We start from the raw sequence: 26,089 nt of genomic DNA, 5'->3' as shown, positions 1-26,089 counted from the left end.
GCGTCCAATGGAACGCATCCCCATTCTGCAGATGGGCAACTGTCTGTTTGTGACGATACAGGTGGATTTGCGGGACCAGATCGCCCTGACCCTGCAAAGCGACCTGGCCGATCGGATCGCCGCCACCGGCGCCCAGGGGGTACTGATCGATATCTCTTCCCTGGAAATCGTGGATTCCTTTATCGGCCGGATGCTGACGGCAATTTCGAATATCGCCGGCTTGCTGGGTGCCGGCGTGGTGGTGGTGGGCATCCAGCCGGCGGTGGCGATCACGCTGGTGGAGCTGGGGCTGTCGTTCGGCGGTGTGCGCACCGCCCTGAATGCCGAGCGTGGCATGCGCATGCTTGCCGCCGCCTGGGAGCGTGAATGTGACCCAAAATTCTAGCGGGGTGCTTCCGCTTCGCAGCGAGCAGGACATTGTCTTCAGTCGCCAGACCGTGCGCGAACTGACCAAGTCGCTGAAATTCTCCTTGGTCGACCAGACCAAGATGATCACGGCGGCCAGCGAGTTATCGCGCAATACCGTTGTATACGGCGGCGGCGGCGAGATGCGTTGGGAAGTGCTGAGCGACTCGATACGCCATGGCTTGCGTCTGCATTTCGAGGATTGGGGTCCCGGCATCGACAACCTGGAGCAAGCCCTGCGGGATGGCTGGACCTCGGGCAACGGCTTGGGCATGGGCTTGTCGGGTAGCCGGCGGCTGGTTAACGAGTTCGAGATACGCAGCAAGGTGGGTGAGGGCACATGCGTCATCATTACGCGTTGGCGTGGGAAGTAGCGCGGCGGAACGGCCATCTTGCGTTCGAGTTGGACGACAACAGCCAGGTAGGCGAGTTGCGTCGTGTCGCCGTTGCCATGGCCGCCAAGCTGGGTTTCGACGAGACCACCAGGGGGCGGGTCGCCCTGGTGGCCACCGAGCTGGGGAGCAACCTGGTGCGCTACGCCAACCGTGGACGCGTGCTGTTGGCGGCGGTAGAGAGCACCCCAGGCAAGCTGGCGGTGGAAATGCTGTCGCTCGATCACGGTCCGGGCATCGCCGATTTGTCCGCCTGCATGGCGGATGGCCACTCCACCGGCGGGACGTCGGGGACCGGCTTGGGGGCGGTGCGGCGCTTGTCCGACGAGTTCGATATCCATAGCTCGGTGCCGTCCGGCACGGTCATCCTCGCCCGGCTGACGACCCGGCCGGCCCCTCCGCCGAGCGGCCCTTTCGTGGTAGGTGCGGTCGCGCTGGCGCTACCCGGCGAGACGGCATGTGGCGACGGCTGGTCCGTCAGGCAAGGTGAGGCGGGTACCGCCGTCCTGTTGGCCGACGGTCTCGGCCACGGTTGGGAGGCGGCCCAAGCCACATCCCTTGCCCTCGCTACCTTCGAAACGGCGCCCTTCGATGATTCCCGCGCCATGCTGCAAAAAATCCATCAGGCACTGCGCACAAGCCGCGGCGCGGCGGTGGCCCTGGCCCAACTCGACCCGGCTGGTACGCATGTACGGTTTGCCGGTGTAGGGAATATCGCCGGCCGGCTGATATCCGGCCTGGTCGATCGTTCGCTGCTTTCCCAGCACGGCACCGCGGGCCTACGGCTGGGCAGCCTGCATGTCGTGGATTGCGACTGGCCTGCACATGCGGTGCTGGTGATGCACTCCGACGGACTGTTCTCGCGCTGGAAGCTGGAAGGCGCGGCCGACATCCTGCAGCACCACCCAGGGCTTATCGCTGCCTGGCTGATGCGCGAATATTGCCGTGGCCGTGACGATGCCAGCGTAGTGGTGGTGAAACGGAGGGATGTCTGATGAAAGACCCTGACCGACAAGCGGTATGCGCGTCCCACGCGGAAGTGCAGGCCAAGGTGGCTGAGATAGCAGCCTTGCGGGCCGAGTTGGATGAAACCAATCGCGGCGTACTGGCGCTCCATGCCGAACTCGATATAAGGGCGGAAGACCTGCTTCACGCCACCGAGCTGAAAAGTCGCTTTCTGACCTATATGAGCCACGAATTCCGCACGCCCATCGGTGCGATCCGCAGTATTGCCCGCCTGCTGATGGACCGCGTGGATGGTCCGTTGACGGCCGAGCAGGAGACCCAGGTGCGTTTTATCCAGGACACCGCGGCGGAATTCTCCGAGATGGTGGACGACCTGCTGGATCTGGCCAAGGTGGAGGCCGGTCAGTTGGAGATCTGCCCTGAATGGTTCGAGATGGTCGATCTGTTCTCGGCCCTGCGCGGCATGTTCAAACCCATGCTGACCAACCATGATGTGGCGCTGGTATTCGAAGAACCTCACGAGGTGCCGTCGCTGTTCAATGACGACCGCAAATTGGCGCAAATCCTGCGAAATTTTATTTCCAATGCCCTGAAATTCACCCAGAAGGGCGAAATCCGCCTATCCGCCCGCCGCAACGACGACGATACCGTGACTTTCGCGGTGGCCGATACCGGCATCGGCATAGCGCCGGAATTCCATCACGCGATCTTCCAGGATTTTGTCCAGGTCGATTCACCTATCCAGAAGCGCTTGCGCGGGACCGGTCTGGGCCTGTCTCTCAGCAAGCGGCTGGCCGAATTGCTGGGCGGCACGGTCGCTTTGCAAAGTGAATTGGGGAATGGGGCGGTCTTCTCGATCCGTCTGCCGCTTCGTCTGCCCAATCAAAGCGCAGGTACAAGGGGGGCGGAGCAATCATGAGCCTTTTCGACGAACCACCGATCGATGGTCCGGCCGTGCTGGTGGTGGATGACAATCCCACGACCCGCTATTCCACCTCGCGCGTACTCAAAGCGGCGGGTTTCCAGATACAGGAGGCGGGCACCGGTACCGAGGCAATCGAGTTGGCGGATGCCGGCATCTCGGCGGTCATCCTGGACGTGCATCTGCCCGATCTGGACGGCTTCGAAGTCTGCCGTTGCCTGCGTAGCCGCCAGGGGACCCTCCAGCTGCCGGTTATCCATCTCTCCGCGGCCTATGTGAGCGATGACGACAAGGTGCGCGGTCTCGATTGCGGTGCCGATGCTTATATGACCCACCCGGTCGAACCGGCCCTCCTGGTGGCGACCGTACGGACCTTGATGCGCATGCGAGCGGTCGAGGATGGCATGCGCCGTAGCGAGGCGCGTTTTCGGGCCATCTACAAGCAGGCATTGAACGGCATTTGCCTGTTCGATACGGCCGGTTGCTTTATCGAAGCCAATCCGGCCATGTTAGACCTCCTCAAGCGCAGCCAGAGCGAGGTGGTGGGGCGGCGCCTGGTCGATTTCGCGCCATCCTGCTGGGTCGAGCGTATCGATGCCTACCTGGCCGACAGCCGTACCGGCATGTGGTTCGGCGAGTTCCCCTTATTGGATAGCAACGCTGGCCTGGTGCATCTGGAGTGGAGCTGGTCGGCTCATCTGGAACCGGGCGTCAGCATGGCGATCGCCACCAATATCTCCGAGCGCATTGCCTTGTCGCACCAGCGCGATCAATTGCTGGAGCGGGAACAGGCGGCGCGTGCCGCGGCGGAACGGATCAGCCGTTCCAAGGACGAATTCGTCGCCATCCTGTCGCACGAGCTGCGTACACCGCTGAATGCGATTCTCAGCTGGGTGCATGTGCTCAAGCAGGACCCGGCGCAGCATCTGACGCGCGGGTTGGAAGCGATAGAACGCAATGCCAAGACCCAGACACGGCTGATTTCCGACATTCTCGATGTGTCGCGCATGGATCTGGGCAAATTGAGCCTGGATCTGGAAATGGTCAATGTGGGGGATCTGGTGAACTCGGCCGTATCCGCGCTGGGCGGCTCCATCCGCGACAAGGCGCTGCGGGTGGAGGTCGAGACAAACGAGGTGAGCAGGCCCATGGTTGCCGACCCCGCTCGGCTACAGCAGATTGTCTGGAACCTGTTGACCAATGCCATCAAGTTTTGCCAGTCGGGCGGGCAGATCCATATCGGCCTGCGCCAGGACGACAGCAATCTGACGCTGACGGTGAGTGACGACGGACAAGGCATCAAACCGGATTTCCTGCCTTTTCTTTTCGATCGCTTTACCCAAAGCGACTATGCCAGCAACCGCTATCACGGTGGGCTGGGTCTGGGCCTGTCCATCGTCAAACAGTTGGTGGAGCTGCATGGCGGCACGGTCTCGGCGCTCAGTTCCGGTCCCGGCCAAGGCGCCGCCTTTATTGCCGTCTTCCCCATCAAGACCGATGCGCCACAACCATGCAGGAGCACGAAAGACGCTGACGGCGGCGACGCACAATTGGCTACCAGTCTGGCGGGCCTCAACATTGTTGTCGTCGAGGACGATGCCGAAACGCGGGAGATGCTATGTCTGATACTGCGAGATCGCGACGCGCGTGTGCGGTCCGCCTGCAACTTCGCCAAAGGCTTGCACTGCCTCGAGCAGCAGCGGCCGGACTTGCTGATCAGCGATATCGGCTTACCGGGCCAGGATGGCTATGCCTTGATTCGCGAAGTGCGGCAACGTGAACGTGGCGGCCTACGCTTGCCTGCCATTGCCTTGACCGCTTTCGCCCGGGCGGAAGACAAACAGCTGGCCCTGACCGCCGGTTTCGATAGCTACCTGGCAAAGCCGTTGCGGCCGAATGATCTGATTGCCACCATATTCGAACTTGCCCATCCCGCGATGCCCCGCAAATAAAGGATCACCCTTCCCCTGGCAATATGGCCATCCACCCCGGCACCCAATTTGCTGAGTCTGGCAAAAGCGCGCCATACGGCAGCCGACGAGGTGCATCGCCATGAAAATCCCGCAACACGCCACTCGCATCGGCCTGATCAGCGCTTGCTGTGTCTTTACGGCCGTCTCCTGCAGTTCGCTCCCCTCCAGCGCGCCTGCCGACCTACCGCAACAAAGCGGCCAGGTCCAACTGGCGAATTCCCGTGGGCCGTTGAGTATCAAGCAAAGCAAGGCGATTCTCGAGCCGCTGCGCCGCCGGTTTGGCGACAGCGATCTACTGGGACGGCATATCGCGGTGGAGGAGGCGGTGGTGGGGCGACCGCTTTTGGTGGGCAATCAGGTTAGCTTGCTGATAGACGGTCCCGCTACTTACCAAGCCATGTTCTCGGCCATCGAGGCTGCCCGCGACCATATCAATCTCGAAACCTATATCTACGAGGATGACGAACTGGGCCGCAAAGTGGCCGAGATGCTGCTGGCCAAGCAGGCTCAGGGCGTGCAGGTCAATCTGATCTATGACAGTGTGGGCAGTATCAATACCCCGCGTGCCTTTTTCGATCGGCTGCGGGATGCCGGTATACGGGTGCTGGAGTTCAATCCGGTCAATCCGCTCAAGGCACGCAAGGGTTGGGAACTCAATAGCCGGGATCACCGCAAATTGCTGGTGGTGGATGGCGAAACCGCTTTCCTGGGCGGCATCAATATCAGTGGTGTGTATTCGCGCGGCTCCTTTGCCCGCTCCAGCGGCGACAAGGACAAGACCCCCTGGCGCGATACCCATCTGCGGATCCAGGGGCCGGCGGTCGCCGAATTCCAGCGCCTATTCCTGGAAACCTGGCAAAAGCAAAAGGGCGAAGCGTTGGCCGCCCGCAAGTATTTTCCGCCGCTGGCGCAGAAGGGGCCTGAGCTGGTACGCGCCTTGGGCAGCGCGCCGGACGCCGAACACAGCGTCAACTACCTGACCTTGCTATCCGCCATCGATAGCGCCAGTGATCATATTTCCATCACCAATGCCTATTTCGTGCCCGACAGGCAGTTGTTGAATGCGCTGAAGCAGGCCGCCAGGCGCGGTGTACAAGTCAAACTCATCCTGCCCGGCACTTCCGATTTCTGGGCGACTTACCACGCCGGCCGTTCGCGCTACGCCGAGTTATTGGCGGCAGGGGTAAGGATATTCGAGCGCCGTGGCGCCTTGCTGCATGCCAAGTCCGCCGAGATCGACGGCGTCTGGTCTTGCGTCGGCTCCACCAACCTCGATTGGCGCAGCTTCCTGCATAACAACGAGGTCGACGCCGCCGTGCTGGGCAGTGGCTTTGCCAGCCAGATGCAGGCCATGTTCCAGCGCGACCTGCAGAGCTCGGACGAAATCATCGCCTCCCAATGGTCACGGCGTTCCTTGCTGATGCGTATCAAGGAGGCGGGTGCCCGAATCTGGCAGTACTGGCTTTAAGGGTGTTCAGGTCGCCGCAGTTTTTACAGATCGTGGGTAAGCCTTACTTGGGCAGTTTCGGCGCGAGTTTCTGTGGCTGTGCGTAAATTATTGAAATTAAACATGAATATCGTAGGCATGCGCATTGCTGAATAGGGATTGTCGGTGGCATGTCGTCGCCGGATTTCAAACTAGACATATCAAGGAGCCAAGCCATGAACTGGGATATCGCAGAAGGAAACTGGAAGCAATTTACCGGCAAGATCAAGGAGCAATGGGGTAAGTTGACCGATGACGACCTCGACCGGATTGCCGGTAAGCGCGATCAACTGGCCGGCAAGATCCAGGAAAGTTACGGCATTACCAAGGACGAGGCGGAAGAGCAGCTGAAGTCCTGGGAAAGCCGTCACTAGGCTGACTGCCGACCGGTCGGGTAAAGCACCGGCCGGTCACCGGGCAGGAAGGGGAAGGCAAATGAACGATTCGGAACGCAAATCGATCAGACAGGCACTTGCCTTGTTTATCGTCACCGCCGTGATATGCAGCTTGACGATAGCCATCCATGCCGTCAGGTCGGACGCTTCAACTCCGGCCAAGTATGCGGCGCGCACGGAACGCCCCTTCCAGATCTCGCTGGCTAGAACCGTATTGGAGTTGCCGACGGTTCAGCCAAGGCGCGATAGACGACCACGCCGGATCGAATTCCGGCCATTGGAGCCGGCTACCGTGCCGATGATCCAGCAAGCCAGTCGGCATATGGTTTGAACGCCTTGCCGTCGGACCAAGCAGGGGGCGCAGGCTTTAACCCGCGTCCCTCCCACTCAAGGAGAGCATCATGCTGCACTATGCTGCCGTATTCTTTGTTATTGCCCTGATTGCCGCGGTACTGGGATTTGGCGGTATTGCCGCTGGTGCCGCCGAAATCGCCAAGATCCTGTTCTTTATCTTCCTGGTCATCTTTGTGGTGACGCTGGTCATGGGCCTCTTTAGGCGAGGCCGAGGTTGACCGCGCTCCAATAGATGCCAAAAAAACAGGCCGCTCTTTGCAGAGCGGCTGTTTTTTTCCGGCAAGGCCTCAACGCCGCCACACGCGGCCATCGCGTACCGCAACCACATCGCCACGCCGAAAATTGGCACTGTCCTGGGTGATGGCCTGATAGCTGCCGTCGTCCATGCGGACCGATACCCTGTAGGCGACGCGCTCCTTGTGCCTATCGTCCAATTTATCGCCGACGACGGCGCCACCTACCACGCCTACGATGGTTGCGGCGGTATTGCCGTCACCCTTGCCGACTTGATTGCCCAGCACGCCACCCACCACGCCGCCCAGCACGGCGCCGGCACCCGGGCCGCGCTTGCCTGGTTGGACCACTTCTTCCACCGATTGCACTACACCGTAGGGGGAGTGGTCGGCCTGTCGTTCCGCCAGTAGCAACGGAGCCTGATCCTGGCGCGAGGTACTGCAGCCGGGAAGGGATGCGGCGGCTAAGAGGGATACGGATACAGCGGTGATCAATGTTTTCATGACGCTTCTCCTCGATGGTCGGTAAACGGGATGCCCAGTAGCTGGGTCCACCTTTTCGAGGGGCATATTTCATGCCACGGACCGTGGGCGAGCTATTTGCTCTTATTACTTCAGCAACACTTCCCTCACGGACAGGAGCACGCCATGCAAGCCGTCACACAGAACGATCCACGGGCCTTACCTATTTCCACCAGGAAACGGGCCTTGTGGCTGGCCATGCCCGCACCGGACCCGCTCGCCGATCCCGTCCCTGAGGAAGCCCCCGGGCAGCTACCGCCGAATCCCTCCGACGATCCGCCCGTGCTGCCAGTGCAGCCGCCACTCAAGGTGCGGGACGACGAACGGGATCGCGTCGAGCCGACTTGCGAGCGTGAGTACGCGTGGCTGCAGGCGCAAGCTGCCCAAGCCAGTTGTCCCGGCCCTTACTACTTCATGTAGGACGGATCAGGCCAGGAACAACGATTGCTCCCTTTTTATGCGCCAGCGAGCAAGAAGCCACTATTCAAAAATAGTTACCATGGCTTTGGAAAAGCTTACAAATGTAGGTAATTAAGTACTTTTCCCGGCGTGTTGGCAGAAGTTCTCCCCCTCTCTCTCAACTAATTTAGAAGGGAATAATGATGAACCAAAGCAATCGCGCCTATCCGCGCAATGACTACGAAAATGACATGCAAGGCAGTGGCAACGAGCCTGTCGGTGGTGATGTCTGGCAATCCGGTACGCCAGGCAATCGGCCAATGGAACAAGGCGGCCGGCAAGGTCAATCCCGCCAGGGCGCCTATCAGGATGAGTACTATGGTGGCAATCGCTACCAGGGCAATCGTCCCAATAGCGTTCATGGCCAAGACAGACAGCGCCAGCAGGGCCAGTACGGCTACCAAGGCGATGAGCGCTATCAACGCGGCGGCGGTATCGAGGGCTACGACGGCCCGGGCCAGTATAGCCAATATGGACAGGGCCAATCCGGACACCGTGGGATGGAGCGGGGCGGCTACGGCAATGCCGACCAAGGCCAATTCGGACAGCGCGGTGAATTCCAGTCCAGCCACCCTGGCGGCTTCCGCTCAGGCCAGCAAGGTCCCTATGGTCATGACCAGGGTGGATATCGCAGCGCTCACCATGACCCGTACCAAGGCGGCTTCGATCGCGGTTATCAAGGCGGCGAACAGCAGTTCGGCCCGCAGCCCGGGACCCGCCACTATGATCCCGACTACCACCAATGGCGTAGTGAGCAGGTGAGCAAGCTCGACCAGGATTACGACAATTGGCGCCAGGAACGTTACGGCAAATTCGCCGACGAGTTCAGCGAATGGCGCAGGAGCCGCGAGTCCAGCGGTAGCGTCGGCGGCGGCGGCGGCGGCAGCGACCGCGACGCAGCCGGCCGCACCGGCACCAGCAACTCCTTAGGCAACAACAATACGCTGGGCAATAGCGGTGTCAGTGCCAATACCCCTGACAAAATGCCGAAGGGCAAGTAGACCGCGTACCCGGGCCAGATAGGAGGGAAGGCGATTCCGGTTGCGATCCCCTCCCCGTAGCCCGCTTTCCATCCTATCCGGGCACGCCCTTGCCGATTGACAGCCACGCCGGCCTGGGTGGCTGTTTCGCTATGGGTGGTCGTATCGAGGATTGCCGCAGGATTTACCAGGGTGCGGAAAACATTGCGGCGCCGGCGTCCGGCACGCGCGTCAAACCGCAGCGGGCGAATGGGTATGAGGCTTGCCTGAACAAGGATATTCCGCTTTGCGCGGCCATGTTCAGGAGCTTCCCATGTCATCCACCCAGCATCCATCCCACCCGGTAAGCACCGGTGTGCCCTCTGACATGAAGTCGCAGGACCTGGAGGCCGACCGCCGCGAGGCGGGTGAGGTGCTGACCACCAATCAGGGCCTGGCCATCAGCGACAACCAGAATTCGCTAAGGGCCGGCGCGCGTGGCCCCACCTTGCTGGAGGATTTCATACTCCGGGAAAAGATTACCCACTTCGATCACGAGCGTATTCCCGAGCGGGTTGTCCATGCCCGTGGTGAAGGCGCGCATGGTTATTTCGAAGTGTACGAGCCGATGAGCAAGCTGACCCGCGCGGCCTTTCTACAGGACCCGGCCGCCAAAACGCCGGTGTTTGTCCGGTTCTCCACGGTGGCCGGCTCGCGCGGCTCGGCCGACACCGCCCGCGATGCCCGTGGCTTTGCCGTCAAGTTCTACACCAGTGAAGGTAATTTCGACTTGGTCGGCAACAATATTCCGGTGTTCTTCATCCAGGACGCCATCAAATTTCCCGACCTCGTGCATGCCCTCAAACCCGAACCCGATAGCGAGATGCCGCAGGCATCCAGCGCCCACGACACCTTCTGGGACTTTATCTCGCTGATGCCGGAAAGCACCCATATGATCATGTGGGTGATGTCGGACCGTGCCATTCCTCGCAGCCATCGCATGATGGAAGGTTTTGGCGTGCACACCTTCCGCCTGGTCAATGCCGAAGGGGTGTCGCGTTTCGTCAAGTTCCACTGGAAGCCGGTTTTGGGCATCCATGCGCTGGCCTGGGACGAGGCGCAGCAGCTCGCCGGGCGGGACCCGGATTTCCATCGCCGCGACCTATGGGAGGCGATCGACCGCGGTGCCTATCCTGAATGGGAGCTGGGCCTGCAGGTGGTGGAGGAAGCCGATGCCGAAAAATTGGGCTTCGATCTGCTCGATGCCACCAAGCTGATCCCGGAAAACCTGGTGCCGGTGCAGAAGATCGGCAAGCTGACGCTGACCCAAAATACCGACAATTTCTTTGCCGAGACCGAGCAGGTGGCCTTCCATCCCGGTCATCTCGTGCCCGGCATCGAGTTCAGCAACGATCCCCTGCTGCAGGGACGGCTGTTTTCCTATACCGACACCCAGCTGTCACGTCTCGGTGGTCCGAATTTCCACGAAATCCCCATCAACCGGCCGCGCTGCCCCTTCCACAACAACCAGCGCGACGGTATGCATAGACAGTCCATCGCCATCGGCCGGGTAGCCTACGAACCCAATTCCCTGGCGGACGGCAAACCGCACGAAATCGAGCCGGCCCTGGGCGGTTTCGCCAGCGTGGCGGAAAGAATGGAATCACCCAAGATCCGGGCCCGCAGCCCCAGCTTTGCCGACCATTTCAGCCAGGCGCGCCTTTTTTGGGTAAGCCAGAGCCTGGTCGAGCAGGACCATATCGTGCTGGCCTTTACCTTCGAGTTGAGCAAGGTCGGGGTGCCGGCCATTCGCGAGCGCATGGTGCGCACACTGGAAAACGTCGATCCGGTATTGGCCGGCCGCGTTGCGCGCGGCCTGGGTCTCAAGGATCACCAAGCCACGGTGCGGTCTACCCCCTTACCGGAGCCGGAACCGTCTCCGCAGCTGAGCATGCTGGGCAGCGGCGACCATTCCATCCGCACCCGCAAGATCGCCATCCTGGTGGCCGATGGCGTCGATGGCGAGGCGGTCGAGAGAGTACGCAAGGCCTTGGAAGCAGCCGGTGCGGTTTGCAAGTTGGTCGCATTGACGCTTGGTACGGTGACCAGCGCAAGCGGTGACGCACTGTCGGTCGATCACACCTTGCTCACCACGCCTTCGGTGGTCTTCGATGCGGTTTTCGTGCCTGGCGGTAGCCATGGATTGCGTGCCTGCGGCGACGCGCTGCGTTTCGTGCTGGAGGCCTACAAGCACGGCAAGGCCATTGCCGCCAGTGGCGACGGCCTGGAACTACTGGATGAGGCCGGTATTCCACCGGAGACCTGTCCGGCTGGGGTGGTCTACCAAACCGGCGAGACCCTGCTGGCCGACGTCGCGGCGCAGTTTATCGACGCGATCGGCGCGCACCGCCATTGGCAAAGGTGCAGCCAGGACGCCGTGCCGGCGTGAATATCCAGGCAGAAAGACCTGCCCGGCCGGCAAGCAGGCACAACGTTTGCACTTGCTTCAACAACGGCCCTCCCAATGGCGCCGTACCTGCTCAACAACAAGGAGACCTGCCATGTACAAGCTGCTAATCGCCCTCTCGCTGGCCATCATGACCGCCTTCGGCACCACCGGCTGTGCCGTCACCAGCGGCCAGAGTTCCGTCGGTGAATTTGTCGACGACACCACCATCACCACCCGGGTGAAGGCGCGCTTCGCCGAGGACAAGACCGTCAGCGCCATGCGCATCAATGTGGAAACCTTGAAGGGCGTGGTGCAACTATCGGGATTCGCCACCTCCGATACGGAAAAAACCCATGCCGCCCAGATCGCCCGCAATGTGCCGGACGTGAAGGATGTACGTAACAACATCACGATAGCCCGTTCCAATTAAGCGGGACGGCCGGGCCAGCGGCCTGGGACCAGGAAAAGCGCCAGGAATGGCGCTTTTCGCATGTTTGGGACCCGCACAAGACTGGAATCCAACTTCCGGTATGCAGCGCTTGGACGGTCTTACCTCAGCCCGCGGGTAGCGAGCGTGAGCGGGGTGGCATGGAGGGTCAGCGTGCCGGCGCGTGGCCGAATGGCGCGCCAGCCCAACAGACGCAGGAAATTGTCCCAGCTGAAGGGGCTCTGTTGCGGTCCCAGGGCAATGGTGAGTAGCGTGGCACGGCAAAAAAACAGCGCCAACAGGAGATAGCCGGCGGCGGCCAGCATGCCCATCTGTGGGCTGAGCAGGCTGCCGCCCACCGTGACGGCCTTGGCGGTGGGCAGCATGCCATATACCACCCAAGGCTGCCGTCCGACCTCCGCCACCATCCAGCCCGCCAGCGTGGCCAGCCAGGGGAGAGGCAGGCAGACCAGGATAAGGCGCAGCAACCAGCGCTGTCCGCCCGCGGCCAGCTGCTTGCGCCGCCAGACGGCCAGGCCGAACAGTAGCGACAGAACCAGTCCACACCCCACCATCAGCCGGAACGAGTAGAACAGGACCGGTACATTCGGCACCAGGCGATTGGCCGCTGCAGCGATATCGGCTTCCTGGACGCGATGGCCGGTACGTTGTTCCAGATCGCGGGATAGTAGGTCATAGCCATCCTCCACGCCGTCGTGGCGAGCATGGCGTATACGCGAGGCGGCCTCGTCCACCAGCTCGTCCATGCCCTTGGGGGCTTGGTCCAGGCGGTGGTTTCCCAGCAGGCTGAGCAGGTAGGGTAGCTGGATTTCGTAGCGATTGCTCCGGCTGGCACGGTCCGGCACGGCCAATAAGGTCAAGGGCGCGGGAGCCGCTTCGGTTCGCCATAGCGCTTCGATGGCGGCGAATTTAAGCGGCTGGTGTCGGGCTACGCTGCGCGCACTATGATGGCCGGAAACCACCGTGGCCAGGGTTGCGACCAGGCCCACCACGGCGGCCAGCTTGAAAGAGCGATGTGCGATCGGCAGATGCTTGCCTTGCAGGCAGTACCAGGCGCAGATGGCCAGCACAAACAGGCAACCGATCACGACGGCTGCTGGCAGCGCATGGGAGATCTTGTCGAAAGCCACCGGGCTGCGAAAGATTTCCTCCAGCGAGATCACCACGGCTCGTCCCTCGGCCACGGTCACGCCGACCGGATGCTGCATCCAGGCATTCATGGTCAGGATGGTGGATGCCTGGATGCACAGTACAAGGCCCAGCAGGCAGGTGGCGGCAAAGTGGACATATTTGTTGAGACGGTCCCAGCCGAACACCATCATGCAGGTCAACACCAGCATGATAGGCGCGACGATGCCCTCGATGGATAGCACGCGGCTCAGGACCTCGCGGACATAGTCGCTATAGCCAGCCCAGTTGTGGGTGAGCTGCCAGCGCAGCGGCAGGCCGGTGGCCAGGCCCACGCACCAGGCGAAGAAAAAGAAGCGGCTCCAGAAGCGGGCGCCCGTCCGCCAGCCGGTATCGCGGCTGTACAGATAGGCCCCTTCCATCAGGGCGATCAACAGGATCAAGCCAAGCGTGATCGGTACGAACAGATAGTGGTAGCTGGCCGTCACGGCGAACTGCACGCGCATGAAATCGAAAGCGGCGGGGGAGAGCGGCATTCTGGTATTCCTCCTGGGACTATCCGGCCGCTCCTGGCTGCCACGTCGGCGCTGAAGCGTGTCGTTGATTAGACAATATGCTAATAATCTAATATACGCAAGAAGAACTGTCCGGATGACGGTGGCGGACTACGATGAATCGCATGGGAAAGCCCCGGGTATCCGACGTGAAAGGAGTACATCATGCGATTCGCAGTCCTGATTACCAGCTTGCTGTCCTTGTGCGTGGTGGTTGCGCAGGCTGGCGAATTGAGTCTTGCCGTCAATGCACCGCGCGGACAGGAAGATATCCAGAAGTGGAATGCCCTGGCGGCCTACCTGAGTGCCGAGACCGGCGAAAAGGTCACCGTTTCGGGCACCCCGCCGGCACGTATCGACAAGGAAGTCGAATCGGGCGCCATCAAGCTGGCCTTGATGAACCCGGTATCGGCCGCGGATGTGATCCAGCAGAACATTGCGAAGCCGCTGGCTACCCTCAAGGCCAAGGGAACCGCCCAGTTCGCCGGGGCCATCATCACCCGCGCCGATAGCCCGATCAAGACGGTCGCCGACCTGAAGGGCAAGAATGTGATGGCCTTCCAGACTTCCTCGGCCGGCGCCTATGTCTTCCAGATGTATTACGTTCAGTCCAACGGGCTGGACCCGAAAAAGGACTTCAGCTTGCGCCAGTCCAACAAGCAGGACGATATCGTGCTGGCCGTGCAAAAAGGGCTAGTGGATGTCGGCTTCGTACGCAGCGGACTGCTGGAATCGATGGCCAAGGAGGGCAAGATCAAGTTGACCGAGTTCGCCCTGGTCGACGGCAAGAACGATGAATTGAAGCTATTGCACAGCACCCCGCTCTATCCGGAGTGGTTCCTGGTGGCATCGAACAAGCTCGATCCCCAGGTCGCGGCCAAGATCAAGGCGGCCGTGCTCAAGCTCAAAGCCGATCAGCCCGCCGCGCGTGATGCCGGCATTGATGGATTTATCGAGCCGCTAAGCCTGGACAGCTTGAAAGAGGCCTTGCGGGCGCTGAAGGTGGCGCCGTTCGGTTAGCAGGGACAGGTATTCAGCAATTTCCGCAAAGACAGCCAAGCCAGAAGTGTGTGCTTTGTGCTGTTGGGAGCCGACAAACAGTCGGCTTCCTTCCTGGTGCGCGGACGCGCGTGGCCCGGCTGCGTAGGTTTTAAATCTTGGTGATGTTGATTCTGCAATATTCATAAAATCCTGAGGAATATATGTCGAGCTGTAAAAAAATAACTCGCCCGGTAGCTCATAATATCCTGGTGCTTTTCCTGATTTCGCCATTTGTTTTGGTGGCTGGTCTGATTGTCGCCTATTTTATTAATCTATTTTTCGACAGTCGTGCCGGAAACGCATTCGAGCAAGTCGCCATGGGTACGACCAGGCAGAAGGTCGTTGCCCTTCTTGGCGAGCCAAGTGGCGTACATGCGTGCAGCCAAAACCTCTGGTGGGGTAGCGACAACAAATATCGTGGCAAGAACGATGGACGTTGCGTTACCGAAGTGCGCTATGAATACTTCCTCAGCGCTTGGAATATTGGATTTTCCCAGGATGGTCGCGTTGTTTCCAAATATCATACTTTCTCCGATTGACGCCACGCTGGTCGCACACTGCGTTTGAACGCGCTCGTCCGGACTTCCGCTCAGGCTTATATCCCGCAACATTCCGAAAAACAAAAGGAACAGATATTTTTCGGAAGTCTGGAGAGCGGGAGTAAGCGACACTTCATTCAATTGCAGTGAAGCCGAAAGGCAACACGGCAATTGATGGCTGTAATCCGGCTCAACCCAAGGTATTTCGGACGCGGGTTCGAATCCCGCCAGCTCCACCATCGACGGGGCTGACTTGGTTTCGACGGGGTATACGAAGGAAGAGACGCAGCCCGAAAGGCGACGGACGTAATCCGCGCAAATCCTTAGATGGTAACCAACCTTCTAATCTGCAAGTAATGCAGCAATTCGATGTACCGACTCCGGCTAACGGGGATCAGTACTTGAATGTTGCTTAAGGTTAACGCCTAGCTTGCGCGGTGGCCGGCTACCGGGCAACAGAAGTGCCGGCACGAACAGTTTGCGACACTGTAACGCGGGAAACCGCCAGGCGGAGGTAGGGTCCGCCAATCGCTTTTCCCTCCCTCGCAATGCTCCCCTCATCGCAGTTCCCCGGCCCCCAGCCCCCATCGTCCGCGCTTCAAAGTGGTGATTTCTGCAAGCCACCTTTACCTGTCTGTGGGATAGCGACGGCCGGCCGCACCAGCAGCGACAAGGCGACCGCGGTCGAACAGAAAACCGCAATGCCGCCGGCCAGGTAGATGGTGTCCAGGTCGTGATGGCTGGCGATCATGCCGGCCAGCGGGCCGGTGATGCCCAATGCGACATCCAGGAAAGCGACATACGCGCCCATCGCTACACCGCGGCTTTCCGGCGGCGCCCGTCGAATGGCTTCCACGCCGAAGCCCGGGAAGGCCAGCGAGTAGCCAAAACCGGTCAAGGCCGCGCCGAGATAAGCCAACATCACGCCCTCCGCCCGCCAGATAAGCAATTGCCCCACCGCTTCGATCAGCACGGAAACCAGCGCTACCTTGGCGCCGCCCAGCTTGTCCGGCAAATGGCCAAACAGGAGACGGGCCGCGATAAAAGCCATGCCAAAGGCGGTAAAGGCCATGGATGCATTACCCCAGTTCCGGGCGGCGAACAGCAGGGCGATAAAGGCGGTGATCACGCCGAAACCGACACTGGACAAGGCCAGCCCCACGCCGGGCAGCCAGACCGTACCCAGTACCCGATAGAAAGGCACCCGCTTGACCGAGCCCAGTACGCTGGGCCGTACCGTGGCGACCAGGGCCAAGGCCAGCAGCGGGATGACCGTGCAGGCAGCGGCGATACCGGTAAAACCGTAGTGCCGGTAGATCCACACGCCTATCGGTGCACCCAGCGCGTAAGCGCCATACATGGCCATCCCCACCCATGCCATGACCTTGCCGGCATGTTGCGGACCGAGCAGACCCACTCCCCAGCTCAAGGCGCCGGTAACCAGCAGGCTTTCCGCGCAACCCCATAGCAGCCGGCCCAACAGCAAGACGGCTACCGCGCCGGCCGGCAGGGCAGAAAAGGCATCGGACAGCAAATAGGCAAGCCCAGAGCAGGCTGCCATGCAGCTGCCGACCAGCATGGTCCGTTTGGCGCCGACGGTGTCGGCCATGCCGCCGGCCCAAGCGCGCGAGAGCAGGGCGGCGGCGAACTGGCTGCCGATGACCACACCGACCACCAGGGTGCTCATTGCCAGCGTACCGTGCACATGCAGCGGCAGTACCGGCAACGGCAGGCCGATCGTGAGGAAGACGATAAACACAGCCAGGGTGATGGGTAGTAACCGTATAAATACCGAGGGGGAAGCCGCTGCGGTGGTAGCGGCGGCAGGGGAGGCAAGAGGCGCCTTGTTCATGTAAATCTCCAGATAAAGCCAAGCTGCTGCCAGGTTCCGGCTAGAATATGAGTAATAGCTCGTGTTTAAAACTCGCATTGGAAAGCCGCCATGCCAGCGCTCCCGCAAGCCCGTAAATCGCCGCGCCAGGCCCGTTCGCAACAGATGGTCGAGGTGATTCTCGAAGCAACGGCTCGCGTTCTGGCCGAGCGCGGTTACGCGGGAACCAACACCAACCTGGTAGCGGAACGCGCCGGCGTCAGCGTGGGATCGATCTACCAATACTTTCCCAACAAGGACTCGCTGGTCACCGCGCTGCACGAACGCCATGCCGCACAAATGGGCCAGGCCATCGAGCGGGTGCTGGCCGGGTCCCGGCCGCCTGGATTGCGTGGCCGGATCGAAGCCATCGTGCAGGCCTTGCTGACCGCCCACCAACTGGAGCCGGCCTTGCACAAGGTGCTGGAAAAGGAATTCCCATTCTTTGACGCGCCCAAGGCAGAAAGTGCCGCCGACAATGCTATTTATCGCAGCGTATGGACCTTGCTGGATGCGCATCGGGCCCAGCTGCGGCCGGGCAATCTCGACTTGGCCACCTGGACCGTACTGCAGGTGATGGAATCGCTGGTGCATGCCGCGGTGATCGATCCGCCGGCCCGGTTTTCGACGGAGGACATCGCCGCGACGATTACCGAAGTGCTGATGGGGTATCTGGGCCAGGCCGAGACGTGCTCCCCGGCTTAGCGATCCAGCGAGTCCGCCCGGACGAGGGAGGCGAACGCCTTCAGACCGGCCGGCATCAGTCGGCGGCTGGGGTAGTAGAGAAAGAAGCCGGGGATTTCAGGACACCAATCGTCCAGCACCGTGACCAGCCTGCCCGCCGCCAGACCCGGTGCGGCGTATTGCGCATAGACATAGGCGAAGCCGACGGCGTTCTCGGCGGCATGGATCATCAGCGGCATATCCTCCACCGATAGCGGACCGCTTACCTCCACTTCCAGCTGCTCGGCGCCGCGGGCGAATTCCCAGCGGTAGATACCGCCGCTCGGGAAGCGGATGCCCACGCAGGCATGCCGCTGCAAATCCTGTGGATGGTTTGGCATGCCATGCCTGGCCAGATAGGCGGGCGCAGCCACCACGACGAAGCGCTGTGGCGGCCCAAGTGGAATGGCCACCATATCCTGTTGCAGCCGTTCACCGAAGCGCACGCCCGCGTCGAATCCCGCCGCCACGATATCGGTAAGGGCATCGTCGCAGACCAACTCCACCTTCATGCCCGGGTGGGCCGCCAGAAAACGTGTCAACAAGGGCGCCAGCACCAGCTCGGCGGCAGCGCGCGGCGAATTCAGCCGCAATGTGCCAATGGGGGAGTCGCGGAAGTCATTCACTTCATCCAGCGCGGTCTGGATATCCAGCAGGGCAGGGGTGATGCGTGCCAATAGCCGCTCACCCGCCTCGGTCGGCGCCACGCTGCGGGTGGTGCGGTTGAGCAGGCGCACACCCAGCCCTTCCTCCAGGCCGCGCAGCGCATGGCTCAGCGCCGAGGGGGAAACACCCAGTTCCGTGGCAGCCCGGCGAAAGCTGCGCAAGCGGGCGACCGTGGCGAAGGCCTGTAAGGCGATGGTGCTGCTGGGCATCATATTGCTGAAAATAACTCATCAATTTGTACTGGAGAATGGGGATTCTCGCACAGTGTACCGACGGGTAGTCTTCGCTGCGTGGCATTTCCCAACCTTTTCCAGGAACAAACCATGAAGAACCTCTTATCCGATCTGGCCGGCAAGACCTATATCGTCACCGGCGCTTCCTCCGGCATCGGTGCCGCTACCGCACTGGCGCTGGGGCATGCCGGCGCCAACGTGGTGCTGGCCGCGCGCCGGCAGGCGGTGTGCGAAGACCTCGCGGCCCAGATCGTTGCCGCCGGCGCCCGGGCGATGGTGGTGCAGACCGACGTCTCCGTCGAAGCGGACAATCGCCGCCTGGTGGAGGCGGCCGTGGATCGTTTCGGCAAACTGGACGGCGCCTTCAATAACGCCGGGTTGCTGGGTAGCGCCGCACCCTTGCATCAAGCCAGCACGGCGGACTTTGAAGCAGTGCTACGTACCAATGTCATGGGCGTGTTCTGGTCCATGAAATATCAGATCGAAGCCATGCTCAAGACCGGCGGCGGCGCCATCGTCAACAATGCCTCCATCGCCGCCCAGGTAGGCTTCGTCAATATCGCCCCCTACAACAGCAGCAAGCACGCGGTCATGGGACTGACCCGCACCGCCGCGCTGGAATATTTCAAGCAAGGTATACGCATCAATGCCGTTTGCCCTGGCCCAATCACGACGCCCATGGCGGAACTGGCCATGGGCGGCTCGGATAATCTGCATGCCATGATGGTGGATTCGCCGGCGGGCGTCCCGGTGAGCCGGATGAGGTAGCCGAACCGGTGCTGTTCCTGCTATCCGGCGCGGCCAGCTATATCAGCGGCCAGGGCTTGACCATGGATGGCGGATTCACAGTCCAATAAGGCGAGAGAGGCAGCTGGCTGGCTTTCAATGCGCGACAGCCGGCCGGTCTGCACGTACGGCCCGGCCGACCGCCGGGTCGCGGCTATCCAATCGGCCGCTCCATGCGGTCAAGGCCAACGCGCCCAAGACGATCAGCCCGCCTATCCAGGGCGTGTGCATCAGTCCCATCCGCTCGACGATCAGTCCGCCACCCCAGGCGCCGAGGGCGATGCCCAGGTTGAAGGCAGCGATATTCAGGCCGGCGGCAACGTCGATCGCCTGCGGCGCATAGCGTTCGGCTTGTCGCACCACATAAACCTGCAAGCCTGGCACATTGCCGAAAGCGAAGGCACCCCAGATCAGCACGGTTGCCGCAGCCAGCCAAGGGTGGGGGGAGGTAACGGTCAGTACGAACAGCACGGCCGCCAATCCGGCGAAGATAAGCTTCAATGCTGCGATGGGACCATGGCGGTCGGCCAGTCTGCCGCCCTGGATATTGCCGAAGGCCACCGACACGCCATACACCAGCAAGACCAGGCTGACGGCGCCGGCGCTGAATCCCGCCACCTGTTGCAGGATGGGTGCCAGATAGGTGAAGGCGATGAAGGAGCCGCCATATCCCACCGCGGTCATGGCATACACCAGCAACAGGCGTGGTTGACGCAATACCTGCAATTGTTGCCAAAGCGAGGCCGGCGGCGTGTGAGGCAAATTACGGGGGACGAACAGCAAGCTTGCCAGAAAGGCGAGCAGTCCCAGGGCCGCGACGACCAGAAAGGTCGCGCGCCAGCCAAAGTGCTGGCCGATCCAGGTGCCCAGCGGCACGCCCGTGACCAGGGCAACCGTCAAGCCGGAAAACATCGTCGCGATGGCACCGGCCGCCTTTTCCTTGCTGACCAGGCTGGTGGCGATGGTGGAGCCGATGGAAAAGAATACACCATGGGCCAGGCCGGTCAGCACGCGGGCCACCACCAGCGAGGTATAGCCGGGCGCTTGCCAGGCCAGCAGATTGCCGAGGGTAAACAGCAGCATCAGCCCCAGCAGCAATTGCTTGCGCGGCAGCCGGCCGCTGAGGGCGGTCAGCAAGGGCGCGCCGATGGCGACGCCGAGGGCATACAGGCTGACCAGCAGGCCGGCCGAGGGCAGGCTGACAGCCAGATTGGCGGCAATGGTCGGTATCAGGCCCACGATAACGAACTCGGTGGTGCCGATGGCAAAGGCGCTGATGGTCAGCGCCAGCAAGGCTTTGGGCATGGGAGCTATCCTGCGGTAGGTCGAGGGCCGCAGTGTCCACCCGTGTTGCTTGCCGAAAAAGCCGTGGACAAGCAGTAGATAATTGACTGAAATGCAAGAATGAAAACGACCCTGGATGAGCTGCAAGCCTTTAGCACGGTGGTGGCGAGCGGTTCCATCACCGCCGCGGCCGAGCAGTTGGGCCAGACCGTCTCCGGCATCAGCCGTGCCTTGCGGCGGCTGGAAACCAAGCTGGCCGTCACCCTGCTGCACCGAACCACACGCAAGCTGGAATTGACCGAAGAAGGGCGCTTATTCCTGGCGCAGGCCGGACGAATTCTCGCCGCAGTCGAAGAAGCCGAAGCACAGATGGCGGTCCGGCGCGACCGGCCCGCCGGCCGCCTGCGGGTGAATGCCGCCGCGCCCCTGATGCAGCATGTGCTGGTACCCTTGGTGGGCGGGTTCCGGCAAGCCTATCCGGCCATCGAATTGGAGCTGCACACCAATGACCAGATCATCGACCTGATCGAGCAGCGCACCGATATCGCTATCCGCATCGGCGAACTGGGCGATTCCAGCCTGCGCGCCAAACCCTTGGGCGCCCACCGTCTACGCGTATTGGCCAGCCCGGCCTATCTGCGCTTGCACGGTATTCCCCGTGATGTTGAAAGCCTTGCCAACCATAGTCTGTTGGGCTTTACCCAGCCGGACAGCCTGAACAACTGGCCCTTGCGCCGTCCATTGGGCGAGCGGTGGAGCATCACCCCCAGCCTGCGGGCATCCAGCGGCGAGACCCTGCGCCTGCTGGCCTTGGCCGGGCAGGGCATTGTTTGCCTGGCCGACTTCATGACCGCGGCCGACCGCCAAAGTGGCGAGCTGGTGCCTATCCTGACGGAGCACACGGTCGAAGTGCGGCAGCCGGTGCACGCCGTGTACTACCGCAACACGGCGCTGGCGGCGCGGATTGCTTGTTTTCTGGATTATATGAGTGAGCGTATGGGGTAGTGTCCGGCACCGTAGCTAGTATGTTTCAATGGCGAAAGGCTTCTCATTAACGGGGTAGTTTGCCGGGTCGGCATCCAGCATAGGCCACCTCATTGCCCTCCGACCCGGGTATGAAGCGGCAATTCGTCATCGAATACCCCGTCTTCCTCCCTTGGCGCGTTCATCGGGCGTTCGGTCATGAAGTCGTCCGGCACGTCAATGGCTCTCAACTGCTCGAAGAATCTAATCCATAAGCTGGCTCTGCGTGTGGCAAACATCAGGGACTCCCGTCAAAGCCGGCTAGAAGTTATATGAACTCATATATACCAGTAGGACCAGAGGCTCTCTACCTAATTTTCGCACGTCAGCCATGACACTGGTTGGGGGAGATTAGTCGGACCCGCACAAAAGGGCGGAAATGCTTTATAATCCGAAGAGTCCGCTCAAGCAGCGGATATTTTTTTGCCTATTTTCTGAGCGATCGTCTCCCATTCGGTCAGATCCCCCAGCTCGAATGAAGCCAAGAATTTCTCACCAACCTGCTAGCCGCTGGTTCAAACCCGTGCGTTCATGAATCTTTTTTTGAGTGATATAAAATGAAGAAAGTTACCGTTGATCTAGAAAAATTAAAATGGCCAAACAAATGCGCTGCCTGCAATGGCTCCGCAACCAGAGTCCTAACCGTTGACAGCAAGGAGACGAAAGCAGTGGTCCCTTTTGGGGCGGGTGTCGTTACAATAGGTAAAGTTACGAGAATTAGATATCCCGTTTGCAATAGGCATTTCTTATCTGGTTGGTTTGCCAGCGGCCTATCTCAGCGAAGTTTGTTCTATCTGATGCTGGGCGTTCTATCCATGTTTACCGCCCTGGCTGCGTCGCTAGCCATCTATCGGATAACAGGCAATTTACTCCATGGCAAGGAAACCGAAGATTTTCCTTATGGTTCCGTTACCTACACGACACTATATTGGGGTCTTTTCTTCTGGGCAAGAAGTGCCACGCCCGTAAGGTTTGCTGGAAAAACCTATTTTGGCACAACGTTTCAATTTAATAACGATGAATACGCCGACAGTTTCGCCAAAGCCAATGGCCGTATGAGTTAAACCCGTGCTCGTATTCACTTCGCTGTACTAGGTGAATCACCCCCCCGGACCATTAATCTGCATCCTCAACCTTTGGTTCAGATTGTCGTCCTGCGGATAAATGCGGGCCAGGCACATCTCCACCTGCATCTTGTCCATCTGGTCGCGGGTCACTTGGAAGCTGCGGGCAGCGGCGTTCGCGGCTGCGGCCAGCAGGCGGTTGTTGTAGTTCTTCAGTCCGGCGTCGGCCAGCCGCTCGGCTGCCTCGCCCGGTTTTTCCTCCATCAACAGGCGCGCGCCTTCTTCGGTGATGGTGGCGATCTCTCCCGCCGCCAGATTGATCACCTCGGCCAAGGTGGGATGCTCGGCTACCCGCTGCACCATCAATTCGTGCGCGTAGCGGCTGCTGGCGAACCGTCCGGCCAGCGGACGTATCCAATCGCCCAAGGTTTCGGCCAGGTCGGCGGCATAGAGCCGGTCCACCACGCGTAGATAGTCCAGGGCGAAATCGAAGTCGAAATCGGGTTGGTTCCACTGGTCGGCCAACTGCCGCATGATATCGATCACCGCCATGGTTTCGCGTTTGGCAATCATCTCGGTTGCCTGCGCCAAGGCGCCGTACCAGGTGGCGCAACGGTTCTTCGAGGAATGGGGGTCCGCCCTGAGCTTGGCGCCCATCTGCTTGATCAGGCTGGATGCCTCGGCCGTCTGGCCGGTATCGAGTTGCAACAGCGCCAGGTAAAAGATACTGCGATAGTCGAGATCGACCACATTGCCTTTGAAACGTACCGCCTGGTTCAGAAAGTCGCCGGCCTTGACCGCATCACCCAGGCTGTAGGCAAGCTGGCCGGCATATTGCAGGCGGCGGATACTGCGCGGGGTGATCTTGATGGCCTTTTCGGTGACTGCGAGTGCATCGCCGTAGCGTTCCTGGATCTGGTACAGCTCGGTCAACTGGTTGTAGACCGGCAGATAAAGCAGGTGTTGTTCCACCAGGCCCAGCATGGCCTGCTCGGCGGCCGCCAGGTCGCCCTGCTTGATGGCGATCTTGGAGAGTCCCAACTTTGCCCAGGCCAGGCTGCGCTTGGCCAGGATATCGCGGTACATCTTGGTCGCTTCGTCGTAACGGCCGAGGCGAAACAGGCTTTGCGAGGCCAGGCGGACGATATCGCTGATATAGGGCGATTTATTGCTGATCATCCACTGCGCGACTTTCAGTACCTCTTCATCGTCGCCCTTGTGCAGGGCTTCATAGATATCCATCAGGGCATTGCGGCGGGTGAAGGCCTTGCGGATGCGGTCGGTCAGGTCGCCGGTCTGCACCGGCTTGAGCATATAGTCGTCCGGCGTTTCTTCCGCCACGGCCACCACGCAGGGGTAGCTGGCTTCGCCGGTGATCATGATAAAGATGGTGGACAGCGGCAGCGCCTTGTTCTTGCGCAGTTCTTCCAGGAAGTCGTGACCGCTTTCCTCGTTGCCCAGGTGGTATTCGCACAGCACGATATTGTAGGTCGACTCCACCAGGCGGCGGCGTGCCTCGGCCACCGAGGACGCGACATCGACACGGAGGATATCCAGGCTCATCAGGGCTGAGCGCAGCGCTTGCCGGATGGCGGAGGACGGGTCCACGATCAGCGCGGCGGAGAAGTTGTTCGTCATATTTCCTCCAGCTTCGGATCCGCCGGGCGGATCTCTTCTTGGCTGCACGCGGCTTCGATGCGGGCGAGGCCTAAAACCAGCGTAGACCATCCTTGCCGGATACGATGGCTTTCTCCACCCGGTTGGACAAGGCCCGCATTCCGCCGGGTCCGGCGCCGCTCGCCGTTAATGGTGACAATTCACATTTCGATAAATTGTTTATAAATTCGATAGCTTATTTCGCCATAAAATGCAAAATCGAATTTTTATGCATTGTAAGTACGAATTTATGGAAAATCACGATAAGTGCCGAAATCAATTCATCGGCATCCCGGTTCCGGCCCCAGAGCCGCTGCCGGCTTCCCCCGAAAATCCTTCGCTTGATCCTGACGACTCCCTGATTTCCGCAGCGTACTATTCTTCCATTCACGCCGACCAGTTTTACCGCGCCAGCGGCAACAATTTCACCGATCTCGACTTCACCGATCTTGATTTCACCTACCTCGATCGGCTAACACCAGGCTCGGGAATTGCTGCCGAATAGGCGTGCAACGATATCTTGTCCAGTCCGTCACAAATCGAGTCTTCCAGGCTGGATATGACCGGAAACGAGTAAGGAGCCGGATGCCGTGCAACGTGCCGAAACGACGTCTGTCGTCAGGCCGAGGCCGGCAGCGGGAGGATGGCAGCGAGTAGTCCGGCCAATATCCGTGATCAAGCCCTATGCCGTTATATACGTTTTGGCAATGCCGAGAGCGTGGGTGAACATAAAGGGCGGCTGTAGGTATTTTCTTGCAGGTGATGATAAATGAAGCCATTTTCTCTACCCATACGCTTGGAAAATAATCATGCTGAAAACCCTCCGCGAGGTATTTTCTCCCTTACCCTCCCAATCCCACCTGGCCCCCGCACCCGCCGTTCGCCGAAGCAGTCTGGAAAATGCGCTGCCTCGGCCGCGCGACAGTCACGCAATCGCACGCCCCCGCCTGCAAAGCAGCCTGGATAATATTGTCGAGGTCGGCGTGCCGCTACCCCGTTCGTGCCCGAACAAACGGCATTGCCTAAAAAAACCTTCGCCTGGTGCGGCAAACCATTTCGACAATTTGAATAAATGGTTGTTCTCCCATGACGCAATGCATGCTGAAGCCGGCTGGCCCGCAAGCGCTCGGTCGGTCGGCGCCAATTGGCTACCTGCCGCTCACGTGCCCGACAAGGATGAAGTCCTGTTCGACTTGGGAAAGTCGGCGGATAGAGCGGCACTGGATGTGGTGATCGAGCTGCTGGAGGAAAGCCTGGGGATCAAAACCGATGAGCCGCAGGCATCCGCTATCGGCGAGGCCATGTCATCCACCGCGGCCAAGACGGGTGCGTCGCGGGATGACATGCCGTTTCCGCTTGAGCTGGAATTATCCAATCCGGTAGCGGGAGCGGCAGGCACACCGGAAATCAAAAAGCCCCTGATCGGTGGTTCCAGAATCAAGCGGATCTAGGCAATGCCGGCCAGGACTTTCAGGAAGGCTTGGTCGGCCAATCCATTGGGGCTGCTTGCAAGATACTGATATTTCTATATAATTTTGCCCCTTGTTTATGCTTCCTTG

The 26,089-nt window shown here is 60.5% G+C and carries 27 protein-coding genes, 1 other RNA gene and 1 pseudogene; 22 read left to right on the top strand and 7 right to left on the bottom strand.

Annotated features, from left to right (window positions below; genetic code table 11):
* The first annotated feature begins 7 nt into the window (after positions 1–7).
* The 9 genes from FNU76_RS03990 to FNU76_RS03950 all read left to right on the top strand — a co-directional run bounded on the left by FNU76_RS03990 (position 8) and on the right by FNU76_RS03950 (position 7,111).
* Complete coding sequence (locus FNU76_RS03990; protein ID WP_143856504.1) at positions 8–385, top strand: STAS domain-containing protein; 378 nt, start codon at positions 8–10, stop codon at positions 383–385.
* A complete protein-coding gene (locus FNU76_RS03985; RefSeq protein WP_143856503.1) occupies positions 369–779 on the top strand; it encodes an anti-sigma regulatory factor in 411 nt (136 codons plus the stop codon). The genes FNU76_RS03990 and FNU76_RS03985 overlap by 17 nt, the downstream gene beginning before the upstream one ends.
* Positions 746–1,792, top strand: coding sequence for an ATP-binding protein (locus FNU76_RS03980; RefSeq protein WP_143856502.1), 1,047 nt, complete (start codon positions 746–748; stop codon positions 1,790–1,792). Before FNU76_RS03985 ends, FNU76_RS03980 begins: the two co-directional genes overlap by 34 nt.
* Positions 1,792–2,682 carry a sensor histidine kinase gene (locus FNU76_RS03975; RefSeq protein ID WP_143856501.1) on the top strand — a complete coding sequence of 297 codons (891 nt, stop codon included), beginning with the start codon at positions 1,792–1,794 and terminating at the stop codon, positions 2,680–2,682. Before FNU76_RS03980 ends, FNU76_RS03975 begins: the two co-directional genes overlap by 1 nt.
* Complete coding sequence (locus FNU76_RS03970; protein WP_143856500.1) at positions 2,679–4,637, top strand: response regulator; 1,959 nt, start codon at positions 2,679–2,681, stop codon at positions 4,635–4,637. Before FNU76_RS03975 ends, FNU76_RS03970 begins: the two co-directional genes overlap by 4 nt.
* Positions 4,638–4,737: 100 nt before the next feature.
* Positions 4,738–6,126 (top strand): cardiolipin synthase, encoded by a 1,389-nt coding sequence (gene cls, locus FNU76_RS03965; RefSeq protein WP_143856499.1) that lies wholly within the window; start codon positions 4,738–4,740, stop codon positions 6,124–6,126.
* A 194-nt stretch (positions 6,127–6,320) separates the two neighbouring features.
* Positions 6,321–6,518: a CsbD family protein gene (locus tag FNU76_RS03960; RefSeq protein ID WP_143856498.1), complete on the top strand. Its 198-nt coding sequence runs from the start codon at positions 6,321–6,323 to the stop codon at positions 6,516–6,518.
* A 61-nt stretch (positions 6,519–6,579) separates the two neighbouring features.
* Positions 6,580–6,870, top strand: a complete 291-nt coding sequence (locus FNU76_RS03955) for a hypothetical protein (RefSeq protein ID WP_143856497.1) — start codon at positions 6,580–6,582, stop codon at positions 6,868–6,870.
* Positions 6,871–6,940: 70 nt separating this feature from the next.
* Positions 6,941–7,111 (top strand): DUF1328 domain-containing protein, encoded by a 171-nt coding sequence (locus FNU76_RS03950; RefSeq protein WP_143856496.1) that lies wholly within the window; start codon positions 6,941–6,943, stop codon positions 7,109–7,111.
* A 69-nt stretch (positions 7,112–7,180) separates the two neighbouring features.
* On the opposite strand, the gene FNU76_RS03945 is transcribed toward FNU76_RS03950, so the two are convergent.
* The gene (locus FNU76_RS03945) at positions 7,181–7,630 is read right to left on the bottom strand and encodes a glycine zipper 2TM domain-containing protein (RefSeq protein WP_179958340.1); all 450 of its coding nucleotides are present in this window, start codon (positions 7,628–7,630) and stop codon (positions 7,181–7,183) included.
* Between the two features lie 144 nt (positions 7,631–7,774).
* Here FNU76_RS03945 and FNU76_RS03940 point away from each other — a divergent pair, with 144 nt between their 5' ends.
* The 4 genes from FNU76_RS03940 to FNU76_RS03925 all read left to right on the top strand — a co-directional run bounded on the left by FNU76_RS03940 (position 7,775) and on the right by FNU76_RS03925 (position 11,945).
* Positions 7,775–8,068, top strand: coding sequence for a hypothetical protein (locus FNU76_RS03940; protein WP_143856494.1), 294 nt, complete (start codon positions 7,775–7,777; stop codon positions 8,066–8,068).
* A 179-nt stretch (positions 8,069–8,247) separates the two neighbouring features.
* Complete coding sequence (locus FNU76_RS03935) at positions 8,248–9,108, top strand: hypothetical protein (protein WP_143856493.1); 861 nt, start codon at positions 8,248–8,250, stop codon at positions 9,106–9,108.
* Between the two features lie 292 nt (positions 9,109–9,400).
* Positions 9,401–11,515: a catalase gene (locus FNU76_RS03930; protein WP_143856492.1), complete on the top strand. Its 2,115-nt coding sequence runs from the start codon at positions 9,401–9,403 to the stop codon at positions 11,513–11,515.
* 112 nt (positions 11,516–11,627) lie between these two features.
* Positions 11,628–11,945, top strand: a complete 318-nt coding sequence (locus tag FNU76_RS03925) for a BON domain-containing protein (RefSeq protein ID WP_143856491.1) — start codon at positions 11,628–11,630, stop codon at positions 11,943–11,945.
* Positions 11,946–12,064: 119 nt separating this feature from the next.
* On the opposite strand, the gene FNU76_RS03920 is transcribed toward FNU76_RS03925, so the two are convergent.
* Positions 12,065–13,627: a cytochrome ubiquinol oxidase subunit I gene (locus FNU76_RS03920; RefSeq protein ID WP_143856490.1), complete on the bottom strand. Its 1,563-nt coding sequence runs from the start codon at positions 13,625–13,627 to the stop codon at positions 12,065–12,067.
* 183 nt (positions 13,628–13,810) lie between these two features.
* On the opposite strand from FNU76_RS03920, the gene FNU76_RS03915 reads away from it, so the two are divergent.
* The 3 genes from FNU76_RS03915 to ssrA all read left to right on the top strand — a co-directional run bounded on the left by FNU76_RS03915 (position 13,811) and on the right by ssrA (position 15,683).
* Positions 13,811–14,665, top strand: a complete 855-nt coding sequence (locus FNU76_RS03915) for a phosphate/phosphite/phosphonate ABC transporter substrate-binding protein (protein ID WP_143856489.1) — start codon at positions 13,811–13,813, stop codon at positions 14,663–14,665.
* A 182-nt stretch (positions 14,666–14,847) separates the two neighbouring features.
* On the top strand, positions 14,848–15,225 hold the full coding sequence (locus tag FNU76_RS03910) for a hypothetical protein (protein WP_143856488.1): 378 nt from the start codon (positions 14,848–14,850) through the stop codon (positions 15,223–15,225).
* A 133-nt stretch (positions 15,226–15,358) separates the two neighbouring features.
* Positions 15,359–15,683: a transfer-messenger RNA gene (ssrA, locus tag FNU76_RS24030) on the top strand.
* A 140-nt stretch (positions 15,684–15,823) separates the two neighbouring features.
* Here ssrA and FNU76_RS03905 read toward each other — a convergent pair.
* The gene (locus FNU76_RS03905) at positions 15,824–17,077 is read right to left on the bottom strand and encodes an arabinose transporter (RefSeq protein WP_143856487.1); all 1,254 of its coding nucleotides are present in this window, start codon (positions 17,075–17,077) and stop codon (positions 15,824–15,826) included.
* A gap of 90 nt (positions 17,078–17,167) precedes the next feature.
* Between FNU76_RS03905 and FNU76_RS03900 the strand changes: the two genes are divergently transcribed.
* Positions 17,168–17,800 (top strand): TetR/AcrR family transcriptional regulator, encoded by a 633-nt coding sequence (locus tag FNU76_RS03900; protein WP_143856486.1) that lies wholly within the window; start codon positions 17,168–17,170, stop codon positions 17,798–17,800.
* Here FNU76_RS03900 and FNU76_RS03895 read toward each other — a convergent pair.
* Positions 17,797–18,696: a LysR family transcriptional regulator gene (locus FNU76_RS03895; protein ID WP_223879213.1), complete on the bottom strand. Its 900-nt coding sequence runs from the start codon at positions 18,694–18,696 to the stop codon at positions 17,797–17,799. The two genes, FNU76_RS03900 and FNU76_RS03895, sit on opposite strands and share 4 nt — an antisense overlap.
* A 111-nt stretch (positions 18,697–18,807) precedes the next feature.
* Here FNU76_RS03895 and FNU76_RS03890 point away from each other — a divergent pair.
* Positions 18,808–19,574, top strand: a pseudogene (locus FNU76_RS03890) (SDR family NAD(P)-dependent oxidoreductase).
* A 25-nt stretch (positions 19,575–19,599) separates the two neighbouring features.
* On the opposite strand, the gene FNU76_RS03885 reads toward FNU76_RS03890, so the two are convergent.
* The gene (locus tag FNU76_RS03885) at positions 19,600–20,808 is read right to left on the bottom strand and encodes an MFS transporter (protein ID WP_143856485.1); all 1,209 of its coding nucleotides are present in this window, start codon (positions 20,806–20,808) and stop codon (positions 19,600–19,602) included.
* A gap of 99 nt (positions 20,809–20,907) precedes the next feature.
* Between FNU76_RS03885 and FNU76_RS03880 the strand changes: the two genes are divergently transcribed.
* Positions 20,908–21,792, top strand: coding sequence for a LysR substrate-binding domain-containing protein (locus FNU76_RS03880; RefSeq protein WP_143856484.1), 885 nt, complete (start codon positions 20,908–20,910; stop codon positions 21,790–21,792).
* Between the two features lie 89 nt (positions 21,793–21,881).
* Here the strand turns inward: FNU76_RS03880 and FNU76_RS24025 are convergent, their stop codons facing one another.
* Entirely contained in the window at positions 21,882–22,049 is a 168-nt protein-coding gene (locus FNU76_RS24025; RefSeq protein ID WP_179958339.1) for a hypothetical protein, read from the bottom strand.
* Positions 22,050–22,367: 318 nt separating this feature from the next.
* On the opposite strand from FNU76_RS24025, the gene FNU76_RS03875 reads away from it, so the two are divergent.
* Positions 22,368–22,874 carry a hypothetical protein gene (locus FNU76_RS03875; protein ID WP_143856483.1) on the top strand — a complete coding sequence of 169 codons (507 nt, stop codon included), beginning with the start codon at positions 22,368–22,370 and terminating at the stop codon, positions 22,872–22,874.
* A 36-nt stretch (positions 22,875–22,910) separates the two neighbouring features.
* On the opposite strand, the gene FNU76_RS03870 is transcribed toward FNU76_RS03875, so the two are convergent.
* Complete coding sequence (locus FNU76_RS03870; RefSeq protein ID WP_179958338.1) at positions 22,911–24,512, bottom strand: response regulator; 1,602 nt, start codon at positions 24,510–24,512, stop codon at positions 22,911–22,913.
* Positions 24,513–24,780: 268 nt separating this feature from the next.
* Here FNU76_RS03870 and FNU76_RS03865 point away from each other — a divergent pair, with 268 nt between their 5' ends.
* Complete coding sequence (locus tag FNU76_RS03865; protein ID WP_143856481.1) at positions 24,781–25,035, top strand: hypothetical protein; 255 nt, start codon at positions 24,781–24,783, stop codon at positions 25,033–25,035.
* Positions 25,036–25,513: 478 nt separating this feature from the next.
* Positions 25,514–25,981 carry a hypothetical protein gene (locus tag FNU76_RS03860; RefSeq protein WP_143856480.1) on the top strand — a complete coding sequence of 156 codons (468 nt, stop codon included), beginning with the start codon at positions 25,514–25,516 and terminating at the stop codon, positions 25,979–25,981.
* Positions 25,982–26,089: the final 108 nt, after the last annotated feature.

The sequence above is a fragment of the Chitinimonas arctica genome, from assembly GCF_007431345.1.
Classification (GTDB): Bacteria; Pseudomonadota; Gammaproteobacteria; order Burkholderiales; family Chitinimonadaceae; genus Chitinimonas; species Chitinimonas arctica.
Note: the sequence above shows the minus strand (reverse complement) of the source record. Positions and strands in the feature narration are given on the sequence as shown.